12 protein-coding genes and 1 tRNA gene are annotated in these 13,343 nt (G+C 70.4%); 3 read left to right on the forward strand and 10 right to left on the reverse strand.

Going from position 1 to position 13,343, the window contains the following annotated elements; all coding sequences use genetic code 11:
* The 3 genes from M878_RS63435 to M878_RS63445 all read right to left on the reverse strand — a co-directional run.
* Window positions 1-1,320 (reverse strand): tetratricopeptide repeat protein (locus M878_RS63435; RefSeq protein WP_209445521.1); only part of this gene is annotated, 1,320 nt, incomplete at its 3' end.
* Between the two features lie 204 nt (window positions 1,321-1,524).
* Window positions 1,525-1,598, reverse strand: a tRNA-Met gene (locus M878_RS63440).
* 41 nt (window positions 1,599-1,639) lie between these two features.
* Window positions 1,640-4,555: a UPF0182 family membrane protein gene (locus M878_RS63445; protein ID WP_031224902.1), complete on the reverse strand. Its 2,916-nt coding sequence runs from the start codon at window positions 4,553-4,555 to the stop codon at window positions 1,640-1,642.
* A 164-nt stretch (window positions 4,556-4,719) separates the two neighbouring features.
* Between M878_RS63445 and M878_RS63450 the strand changes: the two genes are divergently transcribed.
* Complete coding sequence (locus M878_RS63450) at window positions 4,720-5,262, forward strand: PPA1309 family protein (RefSeq protein WP_031224903.1); 543 nt, start codon at window positions 4,720-4,722, stop codon at window positions 5,260-5,262.
* 112 nt (window positions 5,263-5,374) lie between these two features.
* Here the strand turns inward: M878_RS63450 and M878_RS63455 are convergent, their stop codons facing one another.
* The 4 genes from M878_RS63455 to M878_RS63465 all read right to left on the reverse strand — a co-directional run bounded on the left by M878_RS63455 (window position 5,375) and on the right by M878_RS63465 (window position 8,589).
* On the reverse strand, window positions 5,375-6,472 hold the full coding sequence (locus tag M878_RS63455) for a YlbL family protein (protein WP_023546898.1): 1,098 nt from the start codon (window positions 6,470-6,472) through the stop codon (window positions 5,375-5,377).
* A gap of 49 nt (window positions 6,473-6,521) precedes the next feature.
* A complete protein-coding gene (locus tag M878_RS98330; RefSeq protein ID WP_167345799.1) occupies window positions 6,522-6,695 on the reverse strand; it encodes a hypothetical protein in 174 nt (57 codons plus the stop codon).
* A 195-nt stretch (window positions 6,696-6,890) separates the two neighbouring features.
* Complete coding sequence (locus tag M878_RS63460; RefSeq protein WP_023546899.1) at window positions 6,891-7,349, reverse strand: molybdenum cofactor biosynthesis protein MoaE; 459 nt, start codon at window positions 7,347-7,349, stop codon at window positions 6,891-6,893.
* 127 nt (window positions 7,350-7,476) lie between these two features.
* On the reverse strand, window positions 7,477-8,589 hold the full coding sequence (locus M878_RS63465; RefSeq protein ID WP_031224904.1) for an SDR family oxidoreductase: 1,113 nt from the start codon (window positions 8,587-8,589) through the stop codon (window positions 7,477-7,479).
* A gap of 191 nt (window positions 8,590-8,780) precedes the next feature.
* On the opposite strand from M878_RS63465, the gene M878_RS63470 reads away from it, so the two are divergent.
* Window positions 8,781-10,238 carry a zinc-dependent metalloprotease gene (locus tag M878_RS63470; RefSeq protein WP_023546901.1) on the forward strand — a complete coding sequence of 486 codons (1,458 nt, stop codon included), beginning with the start codon at window positions 8,781-8,783 and terminating at the stop codon, window positions 10,236-10,238.
* The gene (locus M878_RS63475) at window positions 10,235-10,750 is read left to right on the forward strand and encodes an NUDIX hydrolase (protein WP_023546902.1); all 516 of its coding nucleotides are present in this window, start codon (window positions 10,235-10,237) and stop codon (window positions 10,748-10,750) included. Before M878_RS63470 ends, M878_RS63475 begins: the two co-directional genes overlap by 4 nt.
* A 55-nt stretch (window positions 10,751-10,805) precedes the next feature.
* On the opposite strand, the gene M878_RS63480 is transcribed toward M878_RS63475, so the two are convergent.
* From M878_RS63480 to M878_RS99835, 3 genes are all read right to left on the reverse strand, one after another.
* Window positions 10,806-11,561: an AIM24 family protein gene (locus tag M878_RS63480; protein ID WP_023546903.1), complete on the reverse strand. Its 756-nt coding sequence runs from the start codon at window positions 11,559-11,561 to the stop codon at window positions 10,806-10,808.
* Between the two features lie 17 nt (window positions 11,562-11,578).
* Complete coding sequence (locus tag M878_RS63485; RefSeq protein WP_023546904.1) at window positions 11,579-12,259, reverse strand: AIM24 family protein; 681 nt, start codon at window positions 12,257-12,259, stop codon at window positions 11,579-11,581.
* An 11-nt stretch (window positions 12,260-12,270) separates the two neighbouring features.
* A partial coding sequence (locus M878_RS99835) for an AIM24 family protein (RefSeq protein WP_023546905.1) occupies window positions 12,271-13,343 on the reverse strand: 1,073 nt, incomplete at its 5' end.

Consider the following 13,343-nt stretch of genomic DNA (forward strand, 5'->3'; position numbering starts at 1 on the left):
GCACCGCAGGTGCCGCTCGGCCTCCTGCTCGTCGCCCTCGCGCAGCCGGGCGATCCCGACCTGGAGCGCGGCCTCGGTGTGCCCGGCGGCGGCCGCCCGCTCGTACCAGCGCAGCGCCATCTCCGTGTGCTCCCCGGTGCCGCGCCCGGCATAGAGGATGCCGAGGTTGAACGCGGCGTCCACGCTGCCGGCCTCGGCGGCCTTGGAGAACCACGGCTCGGCGCCGGTGGTGTCGCCGACCTGGAGCAGCAGGACGGCGAGCGCGTTGGCGGCCTCCCGGTGCCCGGCGTAGGCGGCGCGCCGGTACCACTGCTCGGCCTGCGCGGTGCGCCCCTGCTCGGCGCAGAGCAGCCCGAGGTTGTACGCGCCGTTGTCGTCGCCTGCGTCCAGCGCCGCCCGGTACCAGCGCTCGGCGGTCTGCGTCTCTCCGCGCTCGGCGTGCAGCGCGCCGAGCGCGTTGGCCGCGTTGCCGTCGCCGTCCTGGGCGGCGCGCAGCCACCACACGGCCGCGCTCTCGGTGTCCCCGGCGTCGCGCAGCAGGAAGCCGAGCGCGCAGGCGGCCCGGGCCTCGCCGTCCTTGGCCGAGGTCAGATACCAGCGCCCGGCCTCCTTCAGCTCGCCCCGCTTCTCGAGGATCGCGCCGAGGTGCAGCGCGGCGCGCCGGTGGCCGCGCGCGGCAGCCTGGCGGTACCACTGCTCGGCGTCGGTGACAGCGTTGTCGGCCGCGGCCTCGTCCTCGGGTCCGGCCGGCGGACGGTCGAGCGCGCGCGCCAGCCGGTAGGCCGCCTCCCGGTGTCCGCGCTCGGCCGCCGCCCGCATCCAGCGCTCGGCGCCGACGTCCCCGCGGTGTTCCAGCAGATCGGCGAGTGCGTAGGCGCCGAGGACATGGCCCTGCTCGGCGGACTGGCGCAGCCAGTACTCGGCTGCGGGCTCGTCCCCGCGCTCGCGGTGGTAGCGGCCCAGCGCGTGCGCGGCGGCGGCCGAGCCGGCGACGGCGGCGATGCGCCACCAGCCGGCGGCCTCCTCGGGGTAGCCGCGCTGGTGCAGCAGGACACCGAGGTTGTTGGCGGCGGCCCGGTCACCGGCCGCGGTGGCGGCTCGCAGATGGGGTTCGGCTCCGTCGAGGTCGCCGCGGCGCAGCAGCATGGCGCCGAGGACGCTCGCCGCCTCGGCGTCGCCGCTCTGCGCGGCGAGCGCGAGGCGCACCTCTTCCTCGGCGTCCACCATGTCGGTCAACTCGTCGCGGGTCGGCTCCTCAACGGAAGGCTGCACAAATCGCCCTGACTCGAACAGAGTTGCCTTGTCCCCCATAACGTCCATCGTCGCACCACCTGCAACCTGGGTACACCCGGTATACCGCAGCCCGTGAGGTCACTTCAGCGTTTTGTCGACATGCCCACAGGGAGACAAGTCAAACACACACCCCTCAACTCCCCACGGCGGCGCGGCCGTCCCTCCCCTCAGTACATGAGTTCGCACACCACGAAGGCCCGGATCCCTTGGGATCCGGGCCTTCGTTCGCAGTAGCGGGGACAGGATTTGAACCTGCGACCTCTGGGTTATGAGCCCAGCGAGCTACCGAGCTGCTCCACCCCGCGCCGTTGCCTGGTAACCATACCACGGCGCGGAGCGGGCTTGATCAGCTCTTCTTACCGCTCCCGTTCTTGCCGCTGGTGGACGGGCCGGCCTTGGCCTCCGCGTCCTGCGCCCGCTTCAGCGCGGCCTTCAGATCCTTCTGGGCCTTGTCGTACGCGGTCCAGTCCGGCCCGTTCGGCCCCTGCAGGGCCTTCTGGCCGGCGTCGAACGCCTTCTGGGCGTCGTTCAGGGCCTGTTGGACGGTCGGATTGGTGGACGTGGGCGGATTGGTGGTGCCGGTGTCCGGTGGTGTGGTGGTCGAACCCGCCGTGCCGAAGACCTTGTCCAGGGCCTCGCCGAGCGTGTTCTCGAACGCGGTCTTGCCCTCATAGGTGACCAGCACCTTGCGCAGCAGCGGGTACTTCAGCCCGCCACCGCGCACGTACACCGGCTCCACATAGAGCAGTCCTCCGTCCAGCGGCACGGTCAGCAGGTTGCCGTACTCGATATCGGAGTCGCCGCCCTTGAGGAGCTTGATCGCGGCGGCGATGTCCTGTTCGGAGTTGAACTGGCTCTGCACCTGTTTCGGCCCGTCGACCGTCGTGCTGGTCGGCAGCTTCAGGATTCTGATCTTGCCGTAGTCACCGCTGCCGGCCTCGGCGTCGACCGTCATGAACGCGCTGAGGTTGTCCCGGCCGTTGGGCGTGAACGTCGTCGACAGCGAGAACGCCTGCCGGCTCTGGTCGGGCATCTTCATGCTCAGGTAGTACGGCGGCACCGCGTTGCCCGACTTGTTCGTCGGGTCGTCCGGCACCTGCCACACCTCGCTGCCGGTGAGGAAGGTCTGCGCGTCCGTCACGTGGTAGCGGGTGAGCAGCTCGCGCTGGACCTTGAACAGGTCCTGCGGGTAGCGCAGATGGGCCATCAGGTCGTTGGAGATGGCGTTCTTCGGCTTCACCGTGCCCGGGAACGCCTTCATCCAGGTCTTCAGCACCGGGTCCTTGGTGTCCCACTGGTACAGCTTGACCTCGCCGGTGTACGCGTCGACGGTCGCCTTCACCGAGTTGCGGATGTAGTTGACCTGGTTCTGCTGGGCCACCACGGTGCGGTTGTTGTTGGTGGCGGTCAGCGAGTCGGCCGTCGTGTCCCCGAGGGTCGTACGGGACGAGTACGGGTAGCCGTTCGACGTCGTGTACGCGTCGACGATCCACTGGATACGGCCGTTCACGACCGCCGGGTAGGCGTCGCCGTCGATGGTCAGCCAGGGGGCGACCGCCTCGACGCGCTCCTTGGGCGTGCGGTTGTACAGGATCCGCGAGCCCTTGCCGATCGCGCCCGAGTAGAGGATCTGCGGCTCGTTGAACACCACCGCGTATGCGGCCCGGTTGACCGGGTTGTCGAGGTTGACCCCGCTCCTGCCGGTATAGCTGGTGGTCTTCTCGCCGTTGTTGTCCGAGTAGTCGATCTCTTTCTGGGGACCGCCGACGATCGAGTATGTGGTGGTCTTCTCGCCGTAGTAGATCGCCTGCTGGTACGAACCGAGGGCGCCCGTGGACGGCATGTCGGACTCGGTGAAGACGGGCTGGCCCTGGAGGTCGGCCTCGGTGCCCTTGGCGGCGACCGCGCCGTAGCCGTGCGTGTAGCGGAAGTGGTCGTTGATCCAGTTGTTCTTCGGGATGCCGGCCAGGTTCAGCTCGCGCAGCCCGATGACCGTGTCCTGATCCTTGGCGTTCTTGCCGTCCTCCGTGCGGTACCGGTCGACGTCCAGGTTGGTCGGGAAGCCGTAGTAGTTCTTCATCTGCTGCAGCTGCTGGAACGTCGGCGAGACGATGTTCGGGTCCATGATCCGGATGCTTGCCGCGTCGTTCGCGTCGTCGCGCAGCTTGGTCTTGTCCTTCGTCGTGGACTGACCGGAGTACTCGGTGACCTCGGCGTCGTCGATGCCGTACGCCTCACGGGTCGCCTTGAGGTTCTTCTGGACGTACGGGGCTTCCTTGGCCTGCTCGTTGGGCTGGACCTGGAACTTCTGCACGATCGCCGGGTACAGCCCGCCGATCAGGATCGCCGAGAGGACCATCAGGCCGAAGCCGATGACCGGCAGCTGCCAGGTGCGCCGCCACAGCGTGGCGAAGAAGAGCAGCGCGCAGATGACGGCGATGCAGAACAGGATCGTCTTCGCCGGCAGATAGGCGTTGGCGTCGACGTAGCGCAGGCCGGTCCATTCCCCGGTCGCCTTGAAGTCGCTGGACTTGACCGCCAGGCCGTACCGGTCGAGCCAGTAGGCGACCGCCTTCAGGGCGACGAAGATGCCGAGCAGCACCGACAGATGCCCGGTCGCCGCGGCGGTGGCCCGTGCGCCGGGGCTGGTGACGCGCAGCCCGCCGTACAGATAGTGCGTGAGCGCGGCGGCGATCAGGCACAGGATGGCGGCGGCGAAGCCGAAGCCGAGCAGAAAGCGGTACCAGGGCAGATCGAAGGCGTAGAAGGAGATGTCGAGGTGGAACTGGGGGTCCTTCTGGTGGAAGGGCACGCCATTGACCCACATCAGCCAGGTCCGCCACTGGCCGGCCGCCGAGGCACCGGCGATCAGGCCGACGAGCGCGGTGACGGCGAGCAGCAGCCACCTCTTGTACGGCGCGATGCCCATCCGGTAGCGGTCGAGGCTCTGCTGCTCCATGGACATGGCGCTCAGCGGGGGCCGCAGCCGGTGCGCCAGCCAGATGTTGACCCCCACCGCGACCGCCATCAGCAGACCGAAGACGAAGAAGAGGCCGATCTTGGTCCACAGCGTGGTCGTGAACACGGACGAGTAGTGCACCGACCGGTACCACAGCCAGTCCGTCCAGAAACCCGCGAACATGGTGAACGCCATGCCGAGGACGGCCAGGACGCCCAGTGTCATGAGCAGGGTCCGGGCCCCCCGGGACGGGCGGCCCGCTCTGATCCGCGGCCCCGTCGGGCCTCCGCCGCGGTCCGGCATCTGGAAAGCCAAGGTGTGCACCTCGAAGTTCGCTGTCGATCCGTCAGGCCCTCGTGTTCGCGGACCCTCCGTGGCCCCCCGTGATCGCGGGCCAACACATATGCAACTTACTCACGCCGCACTCGGTTCCCGATTCCGGCGGTGAACGAGGCAGGATTGTGACCATGTCCAACACTCCCATGGCAGCGAGCCCGCTCACCCGGGCCGTACTCGAGATCGACGAGTACGTCTCCGGCCTCGGCTGGGACCAGCCCGCCCGCCTCTTCGCCCTCGTCGACACCACACGGCTGCGGACTCAGGAACCCGCGCTCGCGGCTCAGCTGGGCCTGGAGGACGCGTCCGAGTCCGCCGGTCTCACCCCGATCGAGCAGGACGAGCTCCCGTCCGGCAAGCCGCTGGACGAGTTCCTCGGCACCATCGCCTGGCCCGACGCGGTGGCCGGCTGCGCGCTCTCGGTGGAGCGCCTGATGCTGCCGCCGTCCGCGGAGGCGCAGGTCCCGCAGAACCTGAGCCAGGCCAAGCTGGCGACGTGGGTGGCCGAGCACCCGGAGCGCCAGGAGGTGCGTATGACGGTCGCGGTGCTGCGCGACGGCGGCCGCGAGTCGGCGGTGCGGCTGCGCGAGAAGGACTCGCCGACGGAGGTCCTGACCGGCCCCGACCTGGTGCCCGGCCTGGCGGAGGCCCTGGCGGCGACGTTCGAGGACTGACGCCCGCCGTCCTCCTCACATCCCGTGTGAGGCCTCCTGTGACGTCCTTTCCGGTACGGCGATGGGGGTGCCCCTGCCTTTGCGGGGCGCCCCCAGCCGTGTCAGGGACCGCTCAGCCCTTGGTGGTGCACTGGGGCAGCGCCGAGGTGTTCCCGCTGCGGATGTCCTTCAGCGCGTCCAGCGCGTCCCCGATCGTCTTCACCTTCACCAGCGTGAGCCCGCTCGGGGTGTCCTTGGCGGCGGATGCGCAGTTGTCGGCCGGCGTCAGGAAGTACTGGGCGCCCTTCTCGCGTGCGCCGACGGTCTTCATCTCGATGCCGCCGATCGGCCCGACGGTGCCGTTGTCGTCGATGGTGCCGGTGCCGGCGATGAACTTGCCGCCGGTCAGACTGCCCGGGGTCAGCTTGTCGTAGATGCCGAGGGCGAACATCAGACCGGCGCTCGGCCCGCCGACGTCGGCCAGCTTGATGTCGATGGTGAACGGGAAGGTGTGGTCGGTCCCGGCGGAGATCCCGACGATGGCGCGCTTGGCGCCGCTGTCGTCGGAGGTGGTCGTGGTGATGGTGACGTCCTGGGTCTTCGTCGCCGTCCTGTGCGCCTTCTCCGCGGCGGCCTGCTCCTTGGCGGGGACGACCGTGAAGACGACGTTCTGACCGGGCTTGTGCCTGGTGACGAACTTGGCGACATCGGCCGGCTGCTTCACGGCCGTGCCGTCGACGGCCTTGATCACGTCACCGGCGTGCAGCTTGCCCTCGGCCGGCGAGTCCTTGACCACGGTGGAGACGATCACCCAGGACTTCACCGGGATGCCCAGCTCCTTCAGGGCGGCGACCTTGGCGCTCTCCTGGGACTGGCTGAATTCCTCGGCGTTCTGCTGCGAGGACTGCTGCTCCGTCGTGCCGTTCGGGTAGAGCGTGTCGTGCGGGACGACCTTGGTGTCGTGGTCCAGCCAGCCGTAGATGGCCTCCACCAGGTTCATGCGGAAGTCCGCGCTGGTCACCCGGACGGTCGTCATGTTCAGGTTGCCGCTGGTCTTGTACGTGTCGTGCCCGGTGATCTGCAGCACCGGCGCGCCGTCGTGGTTCCCCAGCGTGTTCACGGTCGGGCCGGGGGACATCTCCGCGTACGGCACGGGGATGAGCACTCCGGCGCACAGGAGCGCGATCAGCATCAGGGTGGAGGCGAGCATCGTCGCGGTGCGGCGTGGCATGCCACGACAGTACGGGACGCCTCTGTCAGCGCACCGTCAGGGCACCCCGTCACGCGCCTCCGGCACCCGTGTCGGACTTCTCCATGGCCTCACGGAACCGGGCATAGCCGTCCAGCTCGGGGCCGTCGCCGCGCACTCTGCGAGTCCTGTTGGCCCAACTGCCCCACAGGCCGCCACCGATCGCGGCCACAAGCGGAATCAGCAGCCAGACAAGCGCCCCCATGCCGACCTCCCAACGCCGTGAGCGTCCGCAACTGACTGATCAGCAGATTAACCATCCGCACTGACAACGCTCACGCCAGGGGGCCGGTTACGCAACCGGAGGGACGGGGGTGCTCCGGGTGACCGCTCGGTGCCTGCCCTCAGCAGGCTCCGACCCGCCCTCCCGTCGCCCGACCACCGTCCCTCGACGAGGGCGCTACGCGCCGACCCACTCGTCTGTGCCGTCGGAGAACTTCTGGTGCTTCCAGATCGGCACCTCGTGCTTGAGATCGTCGATCAGCTTGCGGCAGGCGTCGAAGGCCTCGGCCCGGTGCGGACAGGCCACGCCGACGACCACGGCGAGATCCCCTACCCGCAGGTCTCCCACCCGGTGCACGGCGGCCAGCGCCCGCACCGGATACTCGGCCACGACCTTCTCGGCGATCCGCCGCATCTCGGCCTCGGCACTGGGGTGGCAGGAGTACCCGAGGGCGTCCACGTCCGCTCCGCCGTCGTGGTTCCGCACGGTCCCCACGAACAGCGCGACGCCCCCGGCCGCGTCGTCCCCGACCGCCTGGAACACCTCGTCCACGGAGAGCGCGCTCTCCCGGACCCCGATCAGCTTGATGGAATCCTGCGCCGCCTGCTCACCGGGGTGCTCGTTCACCTGTGCCATACCCCTATCGTGCCGCACGCCTGTGACACCGGGGAATACGAGATTCACCAGGCACGCGCGTGGAGCGTTTTGGAGGCTCGTACGACGTCGGTGCGCCGCCGGGCGATCCCACCCCGCCCGGCCGCCCTCACACGCGCCGCCGGGCCTTCCGGGCCCGTCGTACGACAGCGGCGGCGCCCAGCAGAGCGACCGTCGCCCCGGCGGCACCCGCGGCCGTGGCGTCCTTGCGGCCGAGCCGCCGCCCGGCGACCGTGTGCCGCCCGGAAACCTCCTCCAGCAGCTCCGCGAGCACCTCCTCGTTGGTCCACCGCGGCCGCCACCCGGCGTCGTGCAGCCGGCTCCCGCTGACCACCCAGGGATACATCGTGTACGCCAGATCGCCGGCCGGAGACGGCGTGAGCCCGATCCGGTGCAGCCGGGCCGCCGCGCCCAGAGCGACCGCCGAGGGCAGCTCCATCCGCCGGATCCCGCTGAGCTCCTCGACCTCCTCCTGCTCCAGCCACCCGTCGCAGCCCACGGCCAGTTCCCCGTCGACCTTCTCCAGGACGGCGTACTCCAGGGCACCGCACAGGTCCTCGACATGGCAGAACTGCCACGCGGGCCGCGATCCGGCGACGACGAGCAGCCGCGGCGACTCGAAATACCGGGTCAGCGCGGTGTCCGTGCCGCCGACCAGCACGGCGGGCCGTACGACGGTGACGTTCAGCCCCGGATGCGCCCGCGGCGCCCGGCGCGCCAGCCGCTCGATCTCCAGCAGGTCCCCGACCCCGGTGGCCTCGGCGGTCGCGCGCAGCTCGGCGTCCTCCGAAAGGGGCAGCTCGTTGTCCGGCAGCGCGCCGTAGACCATCGCAGACGTGCACAGCACGACCCGGTGCACGCCGGCCGCCGCAGCGGCCGTGAGGACGGTCTGGGTCCCCCGGACGTTGTAAGCGGTTCGAGCCGCCGGATCGGTCTCCAGATCCAGGTCGAGCGCGAGGTGGACGACCACGTCGGCGCCCCGCAGCTTGTCCGCGATCGCGGGATCGCGCACGTCGAGGATGTGCCACGTGGCGGCCGCGCACTCCCCGCGCCGCTCGTCGATGGCGACGACCTGCTTGATCTCCTCGGAGGCGGCGAGCCGCTCGGTGAGCAGGGCGCCGACCCCGCCGGCGGCGCCGGTGACCACGACGACGGGTCCGCGCACGGCGGAGGAGGTTGAGGGGTTTCGCGCTGCGCGAACCTGCGGATCTGGGGAACTCACCGGGCGTCTCCAGCGGTTGTCTTCAGTACGAGCGCGAGTGACGCGTACGTACCAGGTGCATCCATCCTGCCGCAGGCCTGCCGTGGGCGAAGCACCGAGCCCCGATCGGGTCCGGGTGTCTACGCTGGGTGGTGTTGTCGGGCAGCCGCGCCGCCGGAGAGAACCGGCGGCCTTACCAGCCGAGGAATCCCGTGAGTGACACCCCATTCGGTTTCGGCCTTCCGCCGGAGGAGCCGGAGGACGGCGACGAGGGCAAGAAGAAGGACCAGCAGAGCGGTGGTGAGCAGGGACCGGCCAACCCGTTCGGCTTCGGCGGCCTGCCCGGAGCCGGAGGCCTTGGCGGCCCCGGCGCCGACAATCCGCTCGCAGCCATGTTCGGTTCCCTGAACCCCACCGACCTGGGCGCCGCGTTCCAGCAGCTGGGCCAGATGCTCTCCTACGAGGGCGGTCCGGTGAACTGGGACATGGCCAAGCAGATCGCCCGCCAGACGGTCGCCCAGGGCACCCCGGACGGCACGAAGGACGCCAGCGTCGGCCCGGCCGAGCGCAAGGCGGTCGAGGAGGCCGTCCGCCTGGCCGACCTGTGGCTGGACGACGCGACGTCCCTGCCGTCGGGCTCCGCCTCGGCGGTGGCCTGGTCCCGCGCGGAGTGGGTCGAGGCGACCCTGCCCGCCTGGCAGGAGCTGGTCGACCCGGTCGCCGAGCGGGTCGGCGCGGCCATGGGCGACGTCCTGCCGGAGGAGATGCAGGCCATGGCGGGCCCGCTGATCGGCATGATGCGCTCGATGGGCGGCGCCATGTTCGGCACGCAGATCGGGCAGGCCGTCGGCGTGCTCGCCGGTGAGGTCGTCGGCTCCACCGACATCGGCCTGCCGCTCGGCCCGGCCGGCAAGGCCGCGCTGCTCCCGGCCAACGTGGAGGCCTTCGGCAAGGACCTCGGCGTGCCGCAGGAGGAGGTGCGGCTGTACCTGGCCCTGCGCGAGGCGGCCCACCAGCGCCTGTTCGCGCATGTGCCGTGGCTGCGCTCGCACCTGTTCGGCGCGGTCGACGGGTACGCGCGCGGGATCAAGGTCGACACGGCCAAGCTGGAGGACGTGGTCGGCCAGTTCGACCCGCAGAACCCCGAGCAGCTGCAGGACGCCCTCCAGCAGGGCATGTTCCAGCCGGAGGACACGCCCGAGCAGAAGGCCGCCCTGGCCCGTCTGGAGACCGCTCTGGCGCTCGTCGAGGGCTGGGTGGACGCGGTGGTCCATGCGGCCGCCAAACCGCGTCTGGCGTCCGCTGACGCGCTGCGCGAGACCCTGCGCCGCCGCCGCGCCACGGGCGGTCCCGCGGAGCAGACGTTCGCCACGCTGATCGGCCTGGAGCTGCGCCCGCGCCGGCTGCGCGACGCCTCCCGCCTGTGGGCCTCGCTCACGGACGCGCGCGGTGTGGACGGCCGGGACGGCCTGTGGGCCCACCCGGACATGCTGCCGACGGCCAGCGACCTGGACGACCCGGACGGCTTCGTGCACCGCGAGCAGCTGGACTTCTCCGAGCTGGACAAGATGCTCGGCGAGGCGGCGGGCGGTTCTCAGAGCAAGCCCGACCTGCACAAGCCGGACCCCCACGAGAAGGACGACGACACCAAGGGCGACGACACCGAGTGAGCCTGTACGACGACGCGGTCCTCGTGCTGAAGGGGTACGAGGGCCAGGACGAGTTGCGCCAGGCCTATCTGGACCATCTGGCGGCCCACTCGGACGGCATGTGGAAGGCCTGCCAGGATGGGCACATCACGGCGAGCGCGCTGGTGATCGACCCCGAGCGCGGCCGGGTGCTGCTGACCCTTCACAAGAAGTTGCGGATGTGGCTGCAGATGGGCGGTCACTGCGAGCCGGACGACGCCACTGTGGCGCAGGCCGCCCTGCGGGAGGCGACCGAGGAGTCCGGCATCGCGGGGCTGACCCTGCTGTCCGGCGGCCCGGTCCGCCTGGACCGCCACCACACGCCCTGCGCCTGGCACCTGGACGTCCAGTACGCCGCCGTCGCGCCGGGCGGGGCCGTGGAGGCGATCAGCGACGAGTCCCTGGACCTGCGCTGGTTCGCCTACGACGAGGTGGCCGACGTAGCGGACGAGTCGGTCGTACGGCTGCTCGACGCGACCCGCGCGAGGCTGTAGACGGGTAAGGGGCGCCCTCCCGGATGGGCGCCCCTTACGTTGGCTTAGTGGACGCTCAGTTCCAGACGTTCCCCTGGTTCTGCCCCCGGGCCCCCTGCTGCCCCATGCCGAACTGGGCGGCGAGGCCCTGCCCGATCACCGCGTTCTGTGGCGGCAGCAGCTCACTGGGCTGGACGAGCGCGAACCCGGACCCCATGAAGCTCAGCTCCCAGCCCTCACCGGTGTTCCCGCGCCGGCGCCACACCCCGGAGGAGTGCGTCTGCGCCTGCATCTGCACGCGCAGCCCGGTGGACCAGGCGACGATGGCGTCGGCGTCGCAGTTGACGTACTTGTCGGGCGTGACCTGCATCAGCAGCGGCGCGCCCGAGGTCATCAGGGCGACCCGGCCGCGCCCGGTGATGTTCAGCTGGTACTTCCCGGAGCCGGCGATGCCGTAGAGGCTGTCGACGGCGATGACCTCGTAGTGCAGCGAGGAGTCCATGGCGAGGACGTAGGAGCTGTCGACGGTCAGCCCGTCCTGCTCGACGTCCATGATGTGCACGTGCTGGGCGAGGTTGGCGAGATATACCGTGCCCTGCCCGTGACAGCGCATCAGGTCCAGTCCCTCACCGGTGTACGCCTGCGCGCGTGCCTGGTTGTTGCTGCGGTACTCGGCGTCGAACTCGACCAGGCCCTGGTAGGCGACCATGCTGCCCTTGCGGGCGAGGATGTCGTCGTGGCCCTCCAGAGTGACGCGGAGCAACTGCGAGTTCTGCAGGCTCCAACGCTCCTGCGTCTGGAGGTCGTTGTGCGCGAAAAGCGGGCTCTGCATGACTTTCTGGCTCCCCCTCAGCCCCGGATCCGGATGCGGTCGGTGCTGTCCTCGCTGGGCTGGACGACGACGATGCCCTGGCCGGAGAAGGCCATCTGGTAGGCCTCACCGCTGCCCCGGCCGATCAGCGACTGCGCCTTGAAGCTGCGCTTGCCCTTCACCTTCAGGTTCGGCGACCAGGCGACGAGCGCGTCCGGGTCGACGTACGTCTCGTCCTCGCCGCCGCCGCAATCGACGACGATCGGTTCGCCCCGGGAGGTCAGGGCCACCCAGCCCTGCCCGGAGATCCTCGTGTTCCACAGGCCCTGCCCGGCGAACTTGGCGAGCCCCTTCACACGCTCGACGCCCCAGCTGAGGTGGGCGTCGAAGGCCAGCAGGTTGGTGGCGTTGACGGAGATGCCGTCGCCGTTGAGGTGGATCACGACGACGTTCGCGCCGTAGTCGGCGAGGTAGAGCAGACCGTCGCCGGTGCACTTCATCAGCGGGGCGCCCTCGCCGGTGATCCAGTCGCGGGCGATCTGGCGGACGGCCGGCGGGTTGGGCTCGTACTGCACGAAGCCTTCGTAGGCGACCATCGAGCCCACGCGCGCGAGGAGGTCGTTTCCGGTCTGCATGGCGACCTTCAGCATGTGCTTGCCGTGGTTCTCCATGCGGGCGGTGACGGGTGCGGGGGCGTAGCCCGCGAGCGGCTGGTTCATGACGGGCTCCCTCAGACCTCGTACGGCTGGACGACGATGAAGTTGCCGGGCGCGCCCCGGAACTGGAGGTTGACGCTCTCGCCGGTGTCGCCCGGGTAGGCGTTGCGGCGCATGCGGACCTGGCTGGAGACGATCACCTGGGAGGCGGCCGACCAGGCGACGACAGCGTTGCAGTCGGCGAAGGTGGTCGGCGTGACCGGCAGGACCACGGGCGTGCCGTGGGTCTTGACGACGATGGTGCCGGTGCCCTGGAACTGCATGGTGAACAGCGCGCCGCCGGGGATGCCATGGCCCTCGATGCGGCGGACCTCGTACTGCAGGCTCTCGTCGAAGGCAAGGACGTTCTCCGCGGACACGCAGATCGCGTCGCCCTGCAGCTCGACGGGGTGCAGGTGGGTGGAGTTCTCGGCGAGGAACACCTGGCCGTTGCCGGTGCAGCGCATCAGCTGCATCTCCTGGCCGGTCGCGTGGCCCACGATCCGCCCGGCGAACCCGGCGCCCTTGTAGCCGAAGTCGACCTTGCCCTGGTAGAGCACCATGCTGCCCTGCCGGGCCAGCACGGGCTGTCCGCCGATGCCGAGGTCGACGCGGATGAGCTTCTTGTTCTGCTGCGTCCAGCGCTGCCCGGTCGGCGTCTCCTTGTACATCTGCAGCGCGGCCGTCACACCGGCACCGCCCTGCGGGGCGCCCTGCGGTACTCCGTAGCCGGCGGGCTGCTGGCCGGGGATCTGGCCGTAGCCGGGTGGCATGGGCGCGGTGGGCCGGCCGCCGTAGGAGGGCGGCTGCTGGCCGTAGCCCGGGGGCATCGGCGCGGTCGGCTGACCGCCATAGGGCTGCTGCGGCGGCTGGCCGTAGGGCGCGGGGGCCGGGGCGGGCGGATGGACGGTGCCGCCGGCGGGCGGGGTCAAGGGGGCGATGACCGTCGGCGCGGCGTGCACGTTCGGCACGGGTGCCGGTGCCGGGGGCGGAGTCTGGCCGGGCGGGATCTGACCGGACTGCGGTGTGAAGCCCTGTGCGGGCGTGCCGCCGGCAGGCGGTGTGAAGCCCTGCGGAGGTGTACCGCCGGCGGGCTGTGTGAAGCCCT

Origin of the sequence: Streptomyces roseochromogenus subsp. oscitans DS 12.976, assembly GCF_000497445.1 — a bacterium.
Lineage (GTDB): Bacteria > Actinomycetota > Actinomycetes > Streptomycetales > Streptomycetaceae > Streptomyces > Streptomyces oscitans.